Here is an 18,413-nt window from a genome sequence, read left to right as displayed (position 1 = left end):
CAGGACTTCAACCTGCCGAAGCTTCGTGACGATCTCTTCCGGCTTGTGTCGTTTGTTGCTCATCGTGGTCCTCCTTCATGGTCAAAACCATAACTCAAGGTGGACCCGTTCAGTGGGGCTGGATCAGAGCATGAAGTTGCGGCCGGCCCGGAACCCGAGATGAATTAGCCGAGGCGGCTCGGCCGGCTTGTCGGCCAGATCGACATAGAGCGACTGCACGAAGGGCTTGAACACGCCAGGTGACGCGACCTCCACCGCTGCGCGCCATTTCGCGATCAACTCCGCCTGCCGCGCGAGGTCGCGTGGATAGGTGATCCAGCCGTCTGCATGCGCGGCTATCCACTCAAAGCTCTGGCGGCTCGAACCGGTGATCAGAATCGGCAGGCGAGAGACCGGTTTGGGCACGAGGTCTGCCGTCCCCATCATGATGCCATAGCTCGACTGGACGCTTGCAAACTCGTCCGTGAGCACCCTGCGGATCACTGCCAAGTTCTCGCGAAAGAGGACGTCGCGCTGGTGCCAGTCGACACCGAATGCTGGAAATTCAACGGGGCGATCCCCGGAGGCGACGCCGAGGACGAAGCGCCCGCCTGTCAGCTGATCGACGGATGCTGAGGCTTTTGCGGTATGGAACGGGTGGCGCAAGGGGAGGATGATAGAGCCCGTCGCGAGCGCGATCGTCGAGGTATGCGCCGCGATCCAGCCCAGCCACACCCACGGATCGTAGACTTGCCCAAGATCTCCGAAATTGGGGTCGCGCAGAGGCACGTCCCGCGTCCAAAGGCCGGCAAAGCCGAGTTCCTCCGCGCGGCGGGCAAGACGTGACTGGTCGCGCATGCTGGGCTCGTCCCGCTCGAAGGCCTCGATCGGGAAGAACAGTCCGAGCGATATCCGGTCAGGCGCGAACATGCGCCGGAAGCCGGCGGAATCGCTGACGGACGTAGCTTTGTTGGCCTTCAGCATAATGCTTCATTCTGGGCGAGCACCGCCTCGGCGCCATGACAATGGTCAATTTTCAAGGCGCGAGAAAGGAAGCCATGCCAGACAGCCCGGGCCTTGCTTCAATTGGGCGATTCACCATGATGTGTTTATCGGGGGCGGCACCCATCCACAGTGCCCGCCCTCTAGCTGCGTCGATCCGTCTGACCTGATCCTGCGGCACGCGCGGCCATTTGCGTGTCGACGTTGCACCGTCTCTTCGCGGCCGACCGGCAGACGATCAATCTGTGCTGTGTGAACGAGATATCCGATGGGCGCGCCGGATGGTTTGGCGTGACGAGCCTTACTTCAGTCGAACGGAGCGCGCTTCCAGGCCCTTGGCCCCCTGCGCATACGTCACCCGAACTGCCTGTCCCTGTTCGAGGGTGGAGATACCCGAACGAGATAGCGTCGAGGCATGAACGAAGATGTCCTTGCCACCATTGGCCAAGCCGATGAAGCCAAAGCCCTTGTCAGAATTGTAGAACTTGACCGTTCCATCGGCTTCATCGACTGCGGCATTGACCGGCGGAACGGGGCGCTGCGCGACCTTTGCCGTCGGCGGAGAATCGACTTCCAGGACCGTTGCGACCTGCGGCCCCTTGTCGCCGGACTCGACCACGACCTTCATCGTCGTGCCCTCAGTCACAGTTGAATGGCCGGCAGTCTCGAGCTGGCGAGCGTGAAGAAATGCTTTGCCGCCATCAGGTGTTTGCACAAAGCCGAAGCCTTTGTCGGCATTGAACCACAGGACGACCACGTTCACGCCGCTATGCGCACTGGCGGTGGGCCGCTGGCGAAAGAACGACGGCTCTTGGAAATCGCTTGGTGCTTCGTCGCTCCATTCTGAACGATGCGATGCGCGGCGGTCGCGGTGTTTGGCCATCTAATGTCTCATTGCAAATCAAAGGCGCGGGTACGCACCATTTATACGCCAAAAGCCTCGTTTGGGAGAGCAATAGCCATCGATGAATAAAAAAAGGCCGGGCTGAACGCCCGACCTTCCGATCGCCTCAACACCTGCTGCCAGTACATCCGTGGTCAGCTGCGGAGGCGAGAACCTGATCGATATGTGGGTAAGCGGCATGCGCCGTTCAAGCCCGCATCTTCTTCGCCTCGCGCTCGAGCGTCTCGCGGTCGTTGCCGTAGGTCTCGATCAGTTCGCGCGCCTGTTGAGGCGTCACACCGTTCGCTTTGGCGAAATACTGGACCTCATAGTCCTGATCGCCGGCAACCTTGCTGCGGTCACGGCCATCCTGCTTGTTGGGATCGTCTGCCATCGCTGAAGTCTCCTGTTGGAATGCTTTCGGAATCCAGCAGGGCGCGAAAATGTTCCCAACGCCGCCAGATCAGATGTGAGTGTCCCGGCCATGGCTCACTGGCGGCGGCATCATTGCGTCTTCGACAAGAATGTCCTTCCTTCGCGCGAATGCGAGAAAGATGCCGCGGGCGGTCTCTGCATCGACGTCGCCGGCGAGCGCAGCCTTGCAAGCACGAAGGGCGGCCTTCTGCTCGGGGCTGTTGCCACACCAGTTCAAAAGCATCTGGTAGGCGTCTGCGACATTGTTGAGCTGTCGAGGGAAACCAAGTCCGGTCCAGACGCGGACGGGTTTCTCAAAAGGCTTCGCAAGCATGTCATCCTCCTGTGCAGCTTGGATTGCGAGGGGTCAGGCGTGAGCGCGCCCACCGGAGCCGGGCTTGATCATCCAGGGTTTGACCGCCGCCTGCCTCTCCAGGATACCCTTTTTCACGGCAAAGGCCCGCAACGCATCGCGAGCGATCTTGACCGGCTTGAGACCGTCATGAGCCATGATGCACGTACGCACCGTTGCCTCATGCAGCACGTCGCGCTTGCTTTCCGGCCATTCCATGAGGAAGTCGATGGCGTCCTCGACGTTTGTGATTTCCCGCACGAGCGTTCCATCTTTCAGATAGATCGGTTTCGCGAAGGCTTTGCTCTCCATTTCCATCCTCTCTTGTTGAGCGTTTTTTGGCTACTGCGCCGCCATCACCGGGCGGCGCCTGAATATTTGAGTGCTGAGATTTTCCTGTTCAAGAGGTTGCCATCTGTCGCAGCGCGGCGAGGTGGCTCGGTCGACAACGGAGAGGTGGCGCATTGTTCTCACGGATCGCGCTTCACCTACTCGATGCGTCCGCTGCTCGGTCGCTGCAGGCAATAGGCGGAAAGGAACACAAAACGGTTTGGACGCTTTGAGTATCGGCAAACCTGGAGTTGTGCGATGAAACGATACGCTGCCGTATCGATGCTGTTCGTCAGTCCAGCGACGGCGCAGGAGTTCAACCTGCTTCGGGACGATGCGTTCGGCTACGAGATTCCGATACCCGCCGCCTATGAGCTTTCGCTTCGGCCCGAGGCCGGAAATTCCAGGCTCTATCACAACCCGCAGGGCGACATTCTCGCCGTTTGGGCCGGCGACGTCGGCGCCAGCGGCTTTCGAGAAGCGGTGCGCCAGCGAATGCGGAGAGATGAAGACGAAGGATGGGACATCACTTACGAGCGGATCACGGCCGACTGGGCGAGCTACTCGGGCATCCAGGCCGACCAGATAAGATATCTTCGCGCAATTCGATACTGCGGTGACCGCATGGCCTACTTCCTGGTCGACTATGCGCTCAGTCAGAAGGAGCGCTACGATCCCATTGTGACGCATATGGTTCGCCGGTTGCGGCCGTCAGGATCATGCTGACCGTGGTCGGCGGCCACGACGATGCGCCCGTCGAGACGCCCGATGGCCGTTACATCGTCGTCAATGACCGGCTTTGGCGCAAGTCCAATCCGACGCTTACACCCGTCGAACGAGAGCAGTTCACAAAGGATCTGATGGCTGCGCGCCGGACCGTCGGGAAGGCTCTGCGCGAAGGGGATCAAGGTGCCGTCCAGGCCGCCCGGAAGCTGGTCGATGAAGCGAAAATCGCGCTGGGAGAGCGCGGGGAGGTGTGGTGGGACGACGGGGCACCGGATTACGGCCGCAAGCTCGTCAAGAACACGCCATATGCACAGTGGTGGACTGCCTTGGTGAACGATTTCTGACACCAAATAGTCTTCAGGAAGTACTGTCGACTTTGACCCTGATACCGCACCGCTGATCGACGCGAGCACCTCGGCAAGTGCATGCCGTTCGGTGTCGAGGACCTTCGCAGACAGTCGAATCACCTTCTCCGTCAATCACCTCCAGCGTCCAACGCGGCTCGCTCTCCAGTTGAACAATGGCGAGGTCGACCTAAGCGCTGTCGCGCTCGATGTTGGCCGAGCGCGAGAAGGTGAGCTTTGCATCTGGACGGGGTGACATCGTTGCCAGCATAAGCCACTGAGGCTGACAGCATGAGAGCCTTATCCCGCAAACTACCTGAGCCGTCGGCGCGCCTCGGATACTGCCAAGTCCAGAATACGACAGGTCTCAGCACCTCCCGTCCAGCCCGTTTGCGACAGGCAATAGCTGACATCGTGGGAAGCTTCGAGCGTGCCATCGCCCCGACGGACAATCGTCGCCTTGCTGGGGCAGCGTGGACAATCAATCTGCATATTCTAGCTTGCCTTCTGCCTGCAACGATCGGAGCCCCCGGAATCTGGATAGCAGACAGAGGTCGATGCACAACCAGAAATGCTCTCAATGATTGTGCTGGCCCAAAACGAAAGCGGCCGGTGACAGGGAGCCACCGACCGCCATCCGGCCCCAAAATGGACTGGAGGCGATCCAAATGGGCCGTCAGCCGCAGCGTTTGGCACTGGGGGCTGGCGCTGCGGCTCGTGCACCATGCCGACGCGACTCAAGGTTGCGCCACCCGAGTGTGCACCAGCCTTGATGTAACCATCCTTTTGGCAGGTGGAGTTTCATTGGGCCTTGTGGGGGAGGGGACGTGCGAGACTGCAAGTCTCCATGCCCGCAGGGTCGATTCCTGGGCGAAGCCTCCAGTCAATATCCGTTCGCAGATGCAGTTTGACGCTGGCTCGGCATCGACCGGCTACTGATCAGGCGCGGCGCGTGAACTCACGGGCCGCCCAGCATTCCGCACCGACGGGCTGTAGCAGGGGTGCGGCGCTCACGCGCTACTCGCGGAAGGCGCGGTTGATCTGGTCGCTGAGCGGCTTCATCAGATAGGACACCACCGTGCGGTCGGACGTGCGCAAAAACGCCTCGACCGGCATTCCCGGCTTGAGCTCCTCGCTGCCGAGGCGCTCGAGTTCGCCGTCGAGCAGGCGGATGCGGATGCTGTAGTACGCTTCGCCGGTCCGCTCATCGACCGTCAGATCGGGAGATATGGCCGACACCTTGCTTTCCAGTTCAGGCGTGCTCTGCTGGCTGAATGCCGGCATGCGCACGAAAACGGGCTGGTCCAGCCGAACCTGATCGATGTCCTGCGGCGCCACGCGTGCCTCGATCGTCAACTCGTCGGCGCTCGGCACGATCTTCATGATTGCTTCGCCGGCCCTGATCACGCCTCCTTCGCTGTGCACTGAAAGCTGGTGGACGCGGCCGCTCTGGGGCGCCCTGATGTCGGTCTGCCGCAACAGCTCCTCAGCCGCGATCTTCTGTTCTTCAAGCCTGGCGATCCTCGTCTCCGTCTCTCGCAACTCGTCGGCGACATCGCTGCGCCATGCCTTTTCGATCTGGATGATGGCGAGTTCGGTTTCGCTGATCCTGCCTTCGGCCTGCGCGATGGCGGCAACAAGCTGGCCGCGCTCGCCTTCGAGGCTCGCAACGCTGCGCTCCAGGTCCAGCAGCCGTGAACGCTGTATGAGCTTCTGCTGCCAGAGCTTCCTGACGCTCCCGAGTTCCTCCCGGGTTAGCGCGAGCTCGCTCACCTTGCCTGCCTCTTGTGCCTTGAGCCCGGTGATTTCGTCATGCAGTTGCTCGACGCGCTTGCGAAGCTGCTGCACCTCGCCTTCGCCCGCAGCCTTGCGCAGTGCGAAGAGCTTCCGCTCGCCCTCCATCGAGCGTTGCACATGATCGGTATCGGAACGGCTCGCCAGGTCCGCATCGAAGGTAATCTCACCCAAACCCTCCCCTTCGGCCGCCAGTCGCGCCTCGCGCGCCGCAAGTTCATCCAGGCTCTTGGTCACAACGGCGAGGTTGGAGCGGGTGAGCGTGTCGTCCAGCTTGACCAATACGGAACCGGCCTCGACATAGGCGCCATTGCGCACGTTGAGCACGCCGACCACACCGCCAGTCGGGTGCTGGACGTCCTTCACGTTGGATTCGACGACGACATTCCCGCTGACGATAACCGCGCCGGACAGCTCGGTTGTCGCTGCCCAAGTGCCGAGACCGCCGACCAGCAACGCCACGGCAGCGGCGCCCACGAAGAGATGCCTGCGCAGCGAGGCGTCGGCGTGGGTCCGCCCCTCGACGGTTTCGGGCGCCAGCGCGCGGGCACTGCCGGCAAGGTCGGCCTTGCGCAGAGCCTCGCTCTTGCGCGGAACGTGGAGGGGGAACCGTTGATGCAGCCTGTTCATCCTGTCACCTTTTCCTCTGCCGGGGCTGGCTGGATCGTTCTGGGCGGCACCGACTGCATCGCCCCTCGCAGGATCTCCTGGCGCGTGCCGAAGCCCTGCTGCTGGCCCCCGTCCATCAGCATCAGGAAATCGACCGCCGCAAGCGCGCTTGGCCGGTGAGCGATCACGACCACCACGCCGCCGCGACGCTTCACGGCGAGTATCGCCTGGGTGAGGGCATGGTCGCCCTCGGTGTCGAGGTTCGAGTTCGGCTCGTCCAGGACGATCAGGAAGGGGTCGCCGTAGAGCGCCCGCGCCAGGCCGATGCGCTGACGCTGTCCCGCCGACAAGGCCGCACCGCCTTCGCCGATCTGGGTCTGGTAGCCCTGCGGCAGCCGAAGGATCGCTTCATGCATGCCGGCCGTCCTGGCCGCCGCGACGATAGCGGCGGGGGCGGGTGCCTGATCAAACCGGGCAATGTTCTGCGCGACCGTGCCGGCGAAGAGTTCGACATCTTGCGGCAGGTAGCCGATATGGCGTCCGAGCGTATCTGCCGGCCATTGTTCAAGGGCTGCTCCGTCAAGGCGGATCTTGCCGCGAACCGTGGGCCAGACGCCGACGAGCGCACGCGCCAGGGAAGACTTGCCCGAAGCGCTGGGCCCGACGATTCCGAGTGTCGATCCGGCGCGCAGGGAAAAGGAAATCTCCTGGGCGACGACGCGGCGATTGCCGGGCGGCACGACACTGATACCCTCGACCGAGAGTTCGGCCGCCGGCGGCGGCAACTGCATGGAACAATCTTCGGCGGGAAACTGACTGAAGAGTTCGTTCAGCCGTTTCCAGCTCTGGCGGGCGGAAAGAAAATTCTTCCAATGCGCGATCGCCAGTTCGACTGGTGCAAGCGCACGCGCTGTCAGGATCGAACTTGCGATGATCACCCCGGGGGTTGCCTCCTGGTAGATGACCAGCAAGGCGCCGATGGCCAGCACGATCGATTGCAGCATCATTCTGAAGCCGCGGGAGATGGCACCGGTGGTGCCGGTGACGTCGCTTGTCCGAATCTGCTCGCGTCGATGCTGCTCGCTTGTCTCGGCCCACCGCATGGCCATGTTGGACCGCATGCCCATGGCAGCCAGCACCTCCGCATTGCGGACGCTTGCCTGCGCGAAGCTGCTTCGCGTCGCCGCGATGCCCGCCAGCCGTCGGGCTGGCTGCCGTACTCTTCTTTCCGTCATCAGGGTCAGCGCAAGCAGGATCCCGGCGCCGGCAAGGGCGGCCAGACCGAGCCAGGGATGGAAGCTGAAGCAGAGCGCTATATAGAGCGGCATCCATGGCAGATCGAACAGTGTCGCCGGACCTCCGCTGGCGAGGAAACTGCCGATCTGGTCCAGGTCTTTCGTCGGTTGCGGGAGCGCCTCGCCGGAACGTCCCCTGACGAGCGGCAACTGCGACATGATGCGGTAGGTGCGTTCGCCCAGCCGTTCATCGAGTCCGCTGCCGATGCGCGCCAGCACACGGCCACGGATGGCGTCGAGCAGGCCCTGGAAAAGGTAGAGGACCGCAACGAGGATGATGAGGGCAACGAGCGTGGGCACGCTGCGGCTCGGCAGAACCCGGTCGTAAACCTGGAGCATGAATAAGGAGCCGGACAGCATCAGAATGTTGATCAGCCCGCTGAAGCCGGCCACCGCCAGGAAGGCGCCGCGAAAACGCGCCAGTGTGGCCGTCAGTTCGGACAATGCCGGGTTGCTGGCCGCACCGGGGGCCGTTCGCGGGCGCGCCGCTTCAGGATCGTTGAGGGACACAGGAAACTCTCCTCGGGAGAACCACACTAACCGTGGGAAGGGCGGGCACCCGTGGCCGGGTACCCGCCTGTGGACGCCAGCTATGCGGCGGCGTCTGCATTGGCGCTGGCATGCGCCGAGAACTGCGCCAGAAGCTTCGAAGCGAACGCATCGACATCGTCGGGCAAATGCGCGGCTTCGGCCCAATCGGTCTGGAACTGGACGTCGGCCCCGTAGTCCTCCGAGCCCCGAACCGTGTCCTGCACGTCTTCAACAAACTGCTCGATGGCAGCGGTCCTGCCGAGCCGCGGGAAGGAGATCGAATCCCCGTCAAAGGCCACCTGCGGGGTCGTTTCCGGAGCGGCTTCGCCTTCTTCGTGCACTGCTAGGGTGCGGCTGAACGAGAAGTCTCCTCCCGACCTGCCGAAGAACCTGGCGAGCCCGCTGAAGCCGTCATTGCCGCTGAACTGCGGAGCAGTAGGCACCGGATCGGGCTCTGGTGCGGGTGTCGGCTCTGGCGCTGGCGTCGGCTCGGGCTGCGGCGCAGGCGTCGGTTCCGGAGCGGGATCGACAGGGCCGGCCACGACGTCGCCTGCCTGTTCCGGATCGACCAGATCGAGCTTCACGTTCCGGCTTCCGATCGTGACATTCTGGGCTGTGTTTTCGATGCCCGGCCCGGAGAAGGTCACCGTATAGGTGCCGGGCTTGAGCGCCAGATCGTATCCACCGGCGGCCGACGTGGTGGTGGTGAAAATGGTTCCAGCCGAGTCTCTCGCCGTGATGGTGACGCCGCCAAGGCCCTCGCCCGGGTCGTAGAAGACATCGCCGTCCTGGTCATCGAACGCGACGCCGGTCAAGAAGAGGTCGGAGCCCGTCTTGGCAAAGTTCTCGGTGACGAAGGCGCTTTCCCGGCCACGATAATCGCCGACCTCGACCCCGAGGCCGACTTCGCGGAAATTGCCATTGAGGATGTTGGCGCGGTGGCCCGGCGAGTTCATGAGGTTGTTGTGCAAGAGCAGAACCTCGTCTGCCGTGCCGGTCGGGTTCCGTGTCGTTGCCCAGGCGATGTTCTCACCGCTCGCCCAGGACCCGTTAAAGCTGTATCCGGCGTCTCTCATCCGCGCCGTGGGGGTCGAACCGCCGACCCCGGTGTGAGAGAAGGTGTCGGTCGCCAGCATCCACTGGCTGTGATCTTCGGCGGATTCGCTGAGGTCGGTATCGAAGGCCAGCGGCTGAACCCCTGCCTTGGCCCTCTCCGAATTGATAAGCTCTAGTAAATATTGCTCATTTGCGCTGTGTTGCGACATAAGCCTGATGCTCCATTTGTTGTTTTTGGTTAATGACCACCAAGCCCTCTAGATCGCCCGTTAACCTCCTAGATATCGACTATGGCCAACCTGCGGCGGGAATCCGGTAATTCTTGGAGCTGAACAGAATATTCGAAAGGTATACCTATGGTATTTGTAGTGATGCAGGAATAACTTATTGGTGTGTAGAAAGTCGCCCGAGTTATCGCGCCCAAGTTGTGGCGACGCCCTCCAGGTCCGCCGTGGGATGCGCCAGGTTTGGCCTCTTGATGGCGACACATCGATTGGAGCGTATGACCGGCAGGAGCGCGGCTATCGACGGAGGGGCTTCAGACTGCCAGCATGCCGATCGCTGCGACGTCTCGACCGCAACTTCCGCTGTCAGGTAAGGGCAAAGTTTGCCTGAGGGGTCGGGAGGGGGCGCAAAGCGGAAACCGATTTCCAGGCTCGGTCCGCGCTAACGCATTCGTTCCTCAAGCCGCCGCTTCGCGCCTCATTGCGGCCGCTGAGATCACCTCCGCCACCGCTCGTAAGCGACATTGCGGCAACCACGCTGAGGTACCGCGACGACTGAAGCAGTCGCCAATCTCGCCACAGAAATCGGAATGACAGATTGGCCCTTGCAATGGGCCAATAGGTTGATCGCAGTCGACGGTGGAGAAGCTGTCGAACGTCGCGGAGACCGACGCGCCGGCCATGAGGGTGAGCTTGGTCGTCCGCCACCCCGGTACTAGCTCCACATGCTGCGCATCTTGGCCTTCAAATCCACTCGCACCGCAGGTTGCGCGCCACGCATGCCGTGGTTTGCCGACGGCGGCGGCCATGAAGTCTGCTGGAACCGATCGAGGATATGATCGGGTATGAAGCGCGTTCGGGATGCGTAGACATGGCGGTCACCGCGTGACGCCTGACCGTGGACAAAGAAGCGCTGCGGCGCGATCAGATGCAATGCATCCTTCGCACGCGTCATGGCGACGTACAGCAGCCGTCGCTCCTCTTCGAGTTCGTCCCGCTCGCCAACGCCCAGATCCGATGGAATGCATCCATCGACGCCGTTGAGAACGAAAACGTTCTTCCACTCCTGCCCCTTGGCCGAATGGATGGTGGACAGGATCAGATAGTCTTCGTCCAGCATCGGTGGGCCGGCCTCGTCGCTCGTCGCGCTCGGCGGATCCAGCGTCAGGTCGGTGAGGAACCGCTCGCGCGTCGGGTGTCCGGCCGCAATCTGCTCAAGCTGAAGGAGATCGTTGCGCCTTACCTGCACATCCTCGTGAATGCGCTCCAGATGAGGTTCGTACCAGAGGCGCACGCGTTCCAGGTCGGCAGGCCATGACGCACGCGTACGCAACCCGGCGAACAGATCCACGAAGCCGGACCAGTCGCCCTCGGCGCGTTGCGGGGCGCGGAAGAATTGCAGGCCGAGAACCGGATCGAGCGCCCGCTCCATCGCTTCCATCGCAGCCGAGGCGGTGGAAGGTCCAATGCCTGGCAGGAGCTGCATGACGCGAAAGGCTGCAACGCGATCCTTTGGATTCTCCGCAAAACGCAAGACCGCGAGGACGTCCTTCACATGCGCGGAATCGAGGAACTTCAGACCGCCGAACTTGACGAACGGGATGTTGCGGCGGGTCAACTCCACCTCGAGCGGGCCCGAATGGTGCGATGCGCGGAACAGGACCGCCTGCTCCTTCAGAACTGTGCCGCTTTCGCGCTCGGCCAATATGGTCTCGCACACATAGTTCGCCTGCTCGGCGTCGTCCTTGACGGTGACCAGGCGTGGCTTCTCGCCCGCGCCCCTGTCGGTCCAAAGATCCTTGGTGAAACGCTCGGCCGCCGCCGCGATCACGGCATTAGCCGCGTCAAGGACACCGGATGTGGACCGGTAGTTGCGGTCGAGCGTGACGACCTGACCTGGCTCTGCAAAGAGGCTGGGAAAGTCGAGAATGTTACGCACTTCCGCCGCGCGGAACGAGTAGATCGACTGGGCGTCGTCGCCGACGACCGTCAGGCCTCGACCGTCCGGCTTGATCGCCGTAAGGATCGTTGCCTGCAATCGATTGGTGTCTTGGTACTCGTCGACGAGAATATGGTCGAACCTCGCCGACAGATGCTCGGCGATCGCAGGCTCACTGCACATCTGCGCCCACCAGAGCAAAAGGTCGTCATAGTCGAGGACGTTCTGCGCCTGCTTGGTTTCGACATAGGCGGCGAAGAGCTGCTTCAGTTCGTCCGCCCAGCCGACGCACCATGGGAAATGCCGCGCCAGGATCGGCTCGAGCTCGGCCTGCGCATTCACGACGCGCGAATAGATCGATAGGCAGGTGCCCTTCGCTGGAAATCGGCTTTCCGTCTTCGAGAATCCAAGCTCGTGCCGAACCAGGTTCATCAGGTCGGCCGAATCTTCGCGGTCATGGATCGTGAATGCCGGATCGAGGCCGATCTCGATCGCGTAATCCCGCAACAGACGCGCTCCGATCGCATGGAAGGTGCCGGCCCATACGAGCCCTTCAGTCAACACGCTCGCCTTCTCGCCCATCACCTTGGCGGCAATCCGCTCCACGCGGCTGCGCATCTCGGTCGCTGCTCGCCGGGAGAACGTCATCAGCAAAATCCGTCGCGGATCTGCGCCTTTGACGATCAGATGAGCGACCCGGTGTGCCAAGGTGTTGGTCTTGCCGGAGCCTGCTCCGGCGATGACCAGCAGTGCTGCCGCGATACCGCCATCGCCGTGCTCGACGGCCCGTCGCTGCTCGGCATTGAGGGTGTCGAGATAGGTGTGCTCAGCAGGCAATGACGGCGAATCGGAAAGCAGGGATACCATCGGTCGACTGAAGCTCGTTTCCGTTTCGTTCGCAAGTGAGAGCGCTTGCCAGCGAGCTCAGGGGCGCTGAAAATCGATCCGTCTCTTCGTGAGCCGTTTCCGCACTGTCCGGTTTCAGGCATCGGACGACTTCAGACTGCGCCATCATCAGATCCTTGCAGCCAACAGTTTGATTTCGTCGATCACCTCACTGGGACATGTGTTCGCCACGACGATGGCTCGCGCGAACTTTGGCGAGGTCTTGATGTGGAAATATGCCAGCAGACGCCGCCTGTAATATGCGGACGATGTGCGCAGGATGGGCTGTTCATCATAGAGCTGTCCGGCAAACGCGTAGTGGATCGGATTTCCCGCCGCGGCTCGCTGTATGGATGACCGGGTCCAGCCCTGAGGTTCGACATCGGCGACGTGAAGCCGACACGCCCCGCGCGTGCCGAGAACCCAGCCTCCGTCCAATTCCGTTGAAAAGCCCAGCCCGTCCAGAGCGGCGATGACCGCGCGATTATTTTGGTCCAGGCCAGGATCATTGCTTGCCGCAGGTGCCATGAACTTGGTCGATAGGCTCGCAACGAGAACGAAGCCGATCGCGAGGCTAGCGGGTAGCAGACGCATGTGTTCGCATCCCGATCGTGCAGATCATTGCGATCACGATCAGCGTAAGCCACCCCGTCAGCGTGTCCCCGATTTGGCCATGCACGATCGGGTATAGGCTTGGGTCGCGACCGATCAGGGCAATGCGCATCACATTGATGAGCACCGTGGCGGCACAGGCAAGCCCGGCGACAACCATGCTTCTGAGCGTCCATCCTTCTGCATAGGAAGTCACGAAGAGCACTGAACAGAGGATGGCAATCGATACGTTGGTGATGGACGAACAGCCAGCCGCGATGAAAAGCCAGCCAGATCCATCCGCCAGAGCGACAGTATTTCCCTCGCTGCCCGTACCAACCAACATGCCGACGATCAGCGCATCGGCGATCAGGAGCTCATTGCCGCCCGCAGCGAACAAGAGCCGTGACCAGAAGACCGGGATGGTCATCGCGAGAAGGATCGCTGCGGCCCGGCGCGTCGGTCCGGGTGATCGGGAGGTGAACAGGAGATGCGCGGCCATCCCTGAAATGGCAAGCCAGCTCAGAGAGGGGACGGGTGCCAGAATGGCGGCCGATGCCACAGTGGCTACTGCAAGATCGGTTCGGCTTGGAGGTGGTCCCGCATCCGTGTCCAGCAACAGCCTGATTCCCATGAACGCGGCGATCCAGACGATCGCACTGATGCCGAACGTGCCGAAAATGGCCAAAGCCAGGCCTTGGCTATCAAGCGCGTTGAGCACTTTCTCGCTTACGCCATTAAGGAACCCGATCGACATCAAGGCCGCAAAAAGCGCTGACCTGGTCAGTTGCCTTGCCGCACCGGGCAACAAGCGCTGCAATTCGGCGAAATTGCTCACGGGCTGGAACGTTGACCACAGGACGTCTGTGCCGGCATCTCGCGCGACGGGCAGGGATGTCTCCTGAGCATCCATGACGACACACTAGAGCTTCGATGCTCGCCTGCGACGGATCCACACATACCCGCCAACGGCAATAACGACGGGAAGCCCGAGACCCGCCACCGGCGCGGGGGTTCCTATCGCCCTCTTCGATCCGCCAGGCCCCCATCCGAGACCTGGCGTGTCGCCGCGATCGGGCGGTTTGGCGGCCATCGCCGAGACGGCAAGTACCGGGAGCACAAGAGCTACAAGAAGCATTCGCAACATAAACAAGACATGGCCTCCTCGTTCAGGCTCGAACGAGGATGATCGCAACGCCGCAGCTATGCATGCCCTCTTTAATTGGTAATTCTACCGCAATTGGATGACGCTATGCGCCCAGTTGCGTAGCGCCCTCCACGCCCCTCCGTGTTGCCCTGAACGATTACGATGAAATGCAGCCACTGGTAGCAGGGTATGTCGGCTTCCTGGGAGATAACGGCCGCTTGCCGAAACCGAGAGTTGCACCGAGCCGCTTAGCGTTTTCACCGGCAGCTAATCCTGCACGGATTTCCGGAGCGCGTGTACACAGGCACTGCATAAACCCTTCGGCCGACGTGCCCTTCCGGCTCACTCGGCAGGGGGCGGCGCGTTGCTGAATGCTTCCGGCTCTTCAGCGCTGTTTCCAGCGGTCTCGACACAATCAGCTCTGTCGAGGTTCATGTCTTGGACACTGCCCGTCCATGACATGATGGGAGATCGCGTTGCGCTGAGGGTCAAAGGCTCCGATCATGGCTGTTCCACCTCAATAAGCTGGTGCCCATTCGGCTTGACATTGCTGGCCGAGCCGTGAAGCACTTAGCGGCACAATCTCGGGTATCGGATGACCAGCAAAATCGACCTCGTGCGATCCGCGATCTGGGCGCAGGAATTGACAGACGATGTGATCGCGCGTGCCGCCAAGGGCATTTCCGAGCGGCATTACGTCAAGGACAGCTATATTTGCCATCGCGGCGACCGGTGGGATGCGTGGACGGGTGTGGTCACGGGCCTGGTGAAGATGAGCGCCGTGGCGCTCAGCGGCAAGGCGATCACTTTTGCCGGTATCGGGGCAGGGGGCTGGCTGGGCGAAGGCTCGATGCTCAAGAACGAGGAGCGCAAATACGACCTCGTGGCGCTTCGCGACACGCATCTCCTCCTCATGAACCGCGCGACCTTCGTCTGGCTGTGCGAAAACAGTGTGGGCTTCAATCGCTTCCTGGTGCGCCAGCTTAACGAGCGCCTCGGCCAGTTCATCGCGATCACCGAGCATGACCGCTCGTTCGACGCCAAGGCGCGCGTGGCGCGCAACCTGTCGTGGATATGCAATCCGGTCCTTTGCCCGCAGGTGCGCGGCGTCATCGAGATCACGCAGGAGGAGTTGGGCCATCTGGCTGGCATTTCCCGCCAGGTCGCCAATCGTTGCCTGAAGGAACTTGCCGACGAAGGTCTGCTCGTTCTCGAACCGGGAATCATCCGCCCGCTCGCCGTGGACAAGCTTGCAAACTACGGGTCGTGAGGGGGAGGATTGTCGAAAGGCCGACGGGCTGACCGCGCGCCGTGGCAAGCAAAGCGAATGGCCAATCTGTGGCTTGGATAGAGTTGCTGCCGAGTTAAGAGACAATCAAGCGATCTGTCTGTCAAGGCGCAAGTTGAACGGGCGGTCGATTCGTGGAACTTTCCTCTTCAAGAACAGGGGGAACAACCCCGGGAGGAACGGCGCAACGTCGCCCGAGGAGGAACGACATTGGCTGAGGCTCAAACCTTGCCCGATACGTTTCCGAAATATCTCCTGCGCAACGCAGAGATGTTCGGAACGCGTCCGGCCATGCGCCACAAGGATCGCGGCATCTGGCAGAGCTGGACGTGGAGCCGGCAGCGTGACGAGATTCGTGACTTCGCGACCGGACTTGCCACACTGGGCCTCAGGCATGGCGACAAGGTTGCCATCATCGGCGCGAACCGGCCGAAGCTCTATTGGGCGGTGTGTGCCGTTCAATCGCTCAGTGGCGTTCCTGTGCCGGTCTATGCAGATGCCGTCGCCGACGAGCTGGCCTATGTGCTTTCACACGCCGACGTGCGCTTCGCAGTCGTTCAGGACCAGGAGCAGGTCGACAAGCTCAACAGCTTCGCCGACCGCCTGACCTCGCTTCGTGCCGTCATCTATGATGAGCCGCGCGGCCTCGCCGACTACGACAAGCGCGCGCTGCACGATTTCGAGGACGTTCAGGAAATGGGCCGCCGGGCGCAGATGGCGGACCGTCAGGCCGCAGCGCGTTGGGAAGAGACGATCCGCAACGGCTCCGGCGAGGATGTCTCGATCATGCTCTACACGTCGGGCACGACCGGGCGCTCCAAGGGCGTGATGCTGAAGGCGAAAAACGCGGTCAAGGCAGCGCAGGATACGGTGATTTTCGACAGGCTGACCGAAAAGGACAGTGTCCTCGCCTATCTGCCGCTCGCCTGGGTCGGCGATCACTATCTCAACTACGCGCAAGGCTACGTATCCGGCTTCACCATGGCCTGCCCTGAAAGCAGCCAGACCGTGGCGCAGGATCTGCGGGAACTGGCGCCGACGTTCTACTTCGCGCCGCCACGCGTCTTCGAGGGCCTTTTGACCTCGATCACGATCCGAATGGAGGACGCCGGAAAACTGAAGCGACGCATCTATCGGCACTACATCGAGGTCGCGCGCAAATATGGCGAGGCGATTCTCGAGGGCCGCGACGTTCCGGCCTTGGCGCGCGCTTCCTACGCCATGGGCGAAATCCTCGTCTACGGCCCGCTGAAGAACGTCCTGGGACTGTCCAATATCCGCGTCGCCTATACGGCGGGCGAAGCGATCGGCTCCGACCTTTTTTCCTTTTTTCGCGCGCTTGGCGTGAACCTGAAGCAACTTTACGGACAGACTGAAGCCTTCCTCTATGTGACCTGCCAGAAGGACGGTGAAGTGCGCTCCGACACGGTGGGCCCGCCCGCACCCAACGTCGACATCCGCATTTCCGAGGATGGCGAGGTGCAGTTCCGCTCGCCCGGCATGTTCTCAGGATACTATCTGGAGGACGAGAAGACCGCCGAAACGATGACGCCAGACGGCTATGTGAAGACCGGCGACGCAGGTTTCTTCGACACCGACGGTCAGCTCAAGATCATCGACCGGGCCAAGGATGTCGGCAAACTGTCGAGCGGTGCGCTTTTCGCGCCGAAATATCTCGAGAACATGTTGAAATTCTTCCCCAACATCAAGGAAGCGGTCGCCTTTGGCGATGGCCGAGAGTTCGCCACTGCCTTCATCAACATCGACCTCCAGGCCGTCGGCAATTGGGCCGAGCGCAACAATATCGCCTACGCGTCCTATCAGGAACTCGCCGGCCATCCGCTCGTCTACAAGATGATCGCGGAGAACGTCGAGGAGACCAACCGGCGCCTTTCGGAAGAGCCGATGATGGCGGCCGCGCAGATCCGGCGCTTCTTGATCCTGCACAAGGAACTCGACGCCGACGACGGCGAATTGACGCGCACGCAAAAGGTGCGCCGCGCCTTCGTCGCCGATCGGTACGCACCGTTGATCGAAGCGCTTTACGACGGCTCGCAGGTGCGCTTCGTGGAGACTGAAGTGACGTATGAAGACGGTCGCAAGGGCAGGATCAGCGCCAATGTGAAGATCGTCGACGCGCCGGTCTTCGGCCCAGTCCAGCCGGTGCGGGAGGCCGCCGAATGAACGCCCATCCCGACCACCACATCATCGTTGCGCCGAACGAGGACAGTATCGCCAAGGGCGAAACGCTGATGGAGGTGAAGAACGTCTCGCTCGCCTTCGGTGGCGTGAAGGCGATCACGGATATCTCGTTCGACGTCCGCAAGGGCGAAATCCGCGCGATCATCGGCCCGAACGGCGCTGGCAAGACGTCGATGCTCAACGTCATCAACGGTTTCTATACGCCCCAGATCGGCACCATTACCTTCCGCGGGCAGGAGCGGCGGGCCATGAAGCCGCATCACGCGGTGCGGCAGGGGATCGCCCGCACGTTCCAGAACGTCGCGCTCTTCAAGGGCATGTCGACGCTCGACAACATCATGGCCGGGCGCTCCGTTTTGATGAAGCGCTCGATCGGCTGGCAGATGCTCTGGCACGGCCCGGCGCTGGCCGAAGAGATCGAGCACCGCGAGAAGGTCGAGGAGATCATCGACTTTCTCGAGATCGAGCACATTCGCCGCACACCGGTCGGCAAGCTGCCTTACGGCCTGCAAAAGCGCGTTGAGCTCGGCCGCGCGCTCGCGATGGAGCCATCGCTTCTGCTCCTTGATGAGCCGATGGCCGGCATGAACCTGGAGGAGAAGGAGGACATGAGCCGCTTCATCCTGGACGTGAACCAGCAGCGCGGAACGACGATCGCGCTGATCGAGCACGACATGGGCGTCGTGATGGACCTGTCGGACCGCGTCGTGGTGCTCGACTACGGCAAGAAGATCGCCGACGGGCCGCCCGACGAGGTCAAGAATAACCAGGCCGTCATCGACGCCTATCTCGGCGTGCCGCATTGAGCGACCGGAAGGACTT

Annotated in this window: 16 protein-coding genes; 5 read left to right on the top strand and 11 right to left on the bottom strand. The window is 61.9% G+C overall.

Going from position 1 to position 18,413, the window contains the following annotated elements; genetic code table 11:
* Nucleotides 1-123 precede the first annotated feature (123 nt).
* The 5 genes from GTK01_RS15600 to GTK01_RS15580 all read right to left on the bottom strand — a co-directional run bounded on the left by GTK01_RS15600 (nt 124) and on the right by GTK01_RS15580 (nt 2,942).
* Nucleotides 124-963 (bottom strand): LLM class oxidoreductase, encoded by an 840-nt coding sequence (locus GTK01_RS15600; protein WP_252927628.1) that lies wholly within the window; start codon nt 961-963, stop codon nt 124-126.
* Nucleotides 964-1,282: 319 nt separating this feature from the next.
* A complete protein-coding gene (locus GTK01_RS15595; protein ID WP_252927626.1) occupies nt 1,283-1,864 on the bottom strand; it encodes a cold-shock protein in 582 nt (193 codons plus the stop codon).
* Between the two features lie 208 nt (nt 1,865-2,072).
* Entirely contained in the window at nt 2,073-2,258 is a 186-nt protein-coding gene (locus GTK01_RS15590) for a DUF3606 domain-containing protein (RefSeq protein WP_252927624.1), read from the bottom strand.
* Nucleotides 2,259-2,327: 69 nt separating this feature from the next.
* Nucleotides 2,328-2,612 carry a DUF982 domain-containing protein gene (locus GTK01_RS15585; RefSeq protein WP_252927622.1) on the bottom strand — a complete coding sequence of 95 codons (285 nt, stop codon included), beginning with the start codon at nt 2,610-2,612 and terminating at the stop codon, nt 2,328-2,330.
* A 33-nt stretch (nt 2,613-2,645) separates the two neighbouring features.
* Nucleotides 2,646-2,942 carry a DUF982 domain-containing protein gene (locus GTK01_RS15580; protein ID WP_252927620.1) on the bottom strand — a complete coding sequence of 99 codons (297 nt, stop codon included), beginning with the start codon at nt 2,940-2,942 and terminating at the stop codon, nt 2,646-2,648.
* A 276-nt stretch (nt 2,943-3,218) separates the two neighbouring features.
* Between GTK01_RS15580 and GTK01_RS15575 the strand changes: the two genes are divergently transcribed.
* A complete protein-coding gene (locus GTK01_RS15575; RefSeq protein ID WP_252927619.1) occupies nt 3,219-3,686 on the top strand; it encodes a hypothetical protein in 468 nt (155 codons plus the stop codon).
* Nucleotides 3,680-4,030, top strand: coding sequence for a hypothetical protein (locus GTK01_RS15570; RefSeq protein ID WP_252927617.1), 351 nt, complete (start codon nt 3,680-3,682; stop codon nt 4,028-4,030). The genes GTK01_RS15575 and GTK01_RS15570 overlap by 7 nt, the downstream gene beginning before the upstream one ends.
* Before the next feature lie 1,017 nt (nt 4,031-5,047).
* Here the strand turns inward: GTK01_RS15570 and GTK01_RS15565 are convergent.
* From GTK01_RS15565 to GTK01_RS15540, 6 genes are all read right to left on the bottom strand, one after another.
* Complete coding sequence (locus GTK01_RS15565; RefSeq protein ID WP_252927615.1) at nt 5,048-6,454, bottom strand: HlyD family type I secretion periplasmic adaptor subunit; 1,407 nt, start codon at nt 6,452-6,454, stop codon at nt 5,048-5,050.
* Nucleotides 6,451-8,163 carry a type I secretion system permease/ATPase gene (locus GTK01_RS15560; RefSeq protein WP_371924363.1) on the bottom strand — a complete coding sequence of 571 codons (1,713 nt, stop codon included), beginning with the start codon at nt 8,161-8,163 and terminating at the stop codon, nt 6,451-6,453. Before GTK01_RS15560 ends, GTK01_RS15565 begins: the two co-directional genes overlap by 4 nt.
* 155 nt (nt 8,164-8,318) lie before the next feature.
* The gene (locus tag GTK01_RS15555) at nt 8,319-9,524 is read right to left on the bottom strand and encodes a CAP domain-containing protein (protein WP_252927611.1); all 1,206 of its coding nucleotides are present in this window, start codon (nt 9,522-9,524) and stop codon (nt 8,319-8,321) included.
* A 730-nt stretch (nt 9,525-10,254) separates the two neighbouring features.
* Nucleotides 10,255-12,345, bottom strand: a complete 2,091-nt coding sequence (locus GTK01_RS15550) for an ATP-dependent helicase (RefSeq protein ID WP_252927609.1) — start codon at nt 12,343-12,345, stop codon at nt 10,255-10,257.
* A gap of 147 nt (nt 12,346-12,492) precedes the next feature.
* Complete coding sequence (locus GTK01_RS15545; RefSeq protein ID WP_252927607.1) at nt 12,493-12,957, bottom strand: hypothetical protein; 465 nt, start codon at nt 12,955-12,957, stop codon at nt 12,493-12,495.
* Complete coding sequence (locus GTK01_RS15540) at nt 12,938-13,867, bottom strand: hypothetical protein (RefSeq protein WP_252927606.1); 930 nt, start codon at nt 13,865-13,867, stop codon at nt 12,938-12,940. Before GTK01_RS15540 ends, GTK01_RS15545 begins: the two co-directional genes overlap by 20 nt.
* An 829-nt stretch (nt 13,868-14,696) precedes the next feature.
* Between GTK01_RS15540 and GTK01_RS15535 the strand changes: the two genes are divergently transcribed.
* From GTK01_RS15535 to GTK01_RS15525, 3 genes are all read left to right on the top strand, one after another.
* Nucleotides 14,697-15,371 (top strand): Crp/Fnr family transcriptional regulator, encoded by a 675-nt coding sequence (locus GTK01_RS15535; RefSeq protein WP_252927604.1) that lies wholly within the window; start codon nt 14,697-14,699, stop codon nt 15,369-15,371.
* Nucleotides 15,372-15,599: 228 nt separating this feature from the next.
* Nucleotides 15,600-17,573 carry a long-chain fatty acid--CoA ligase gene (locus GTK01_RS15530; protein WP_371924361.1) on the top strand — a complete coding sequence of 658 codons (1,974 nt, stop codon included), beginning with the start codon at nt 15,600-15,602 and terminating at the stop codon, nt 17,571-17,573.
* The gene (locus GTK01_RS15525) at nt 17,570-18,397 is read left to right on the top strand and encodes an ABC transporter ATP-binding protein (protein ID WP_252927602.1); all 828 of its coding nucleotides are present in this window, start codon (nt 17,570-17,572) and stop codon (nt 18,395-18,397) included. The genes GTK01_RS15530 and GTK01_RS15525 overlap by 4 nt, the downstream gene beginning before the upstream one ends.
* Nucleotides 18,398-18,413: the final 16 nt, after the last annotated feature.

The sequence above is a fragment of the Aliihoeflea sp. 40Bstr573 genome (assembly GCF_024105655.1).
GTDB lineage: Bacteria > Pseudomonadota > Alphaproteobacteria > Rhizobiales > Rhizobiaceae > Aliihoeflea.
Note: the sequence above shows the minus strand (reverse complement) of the source record. Positions and strands in the feature narration are given on the sequence as shown.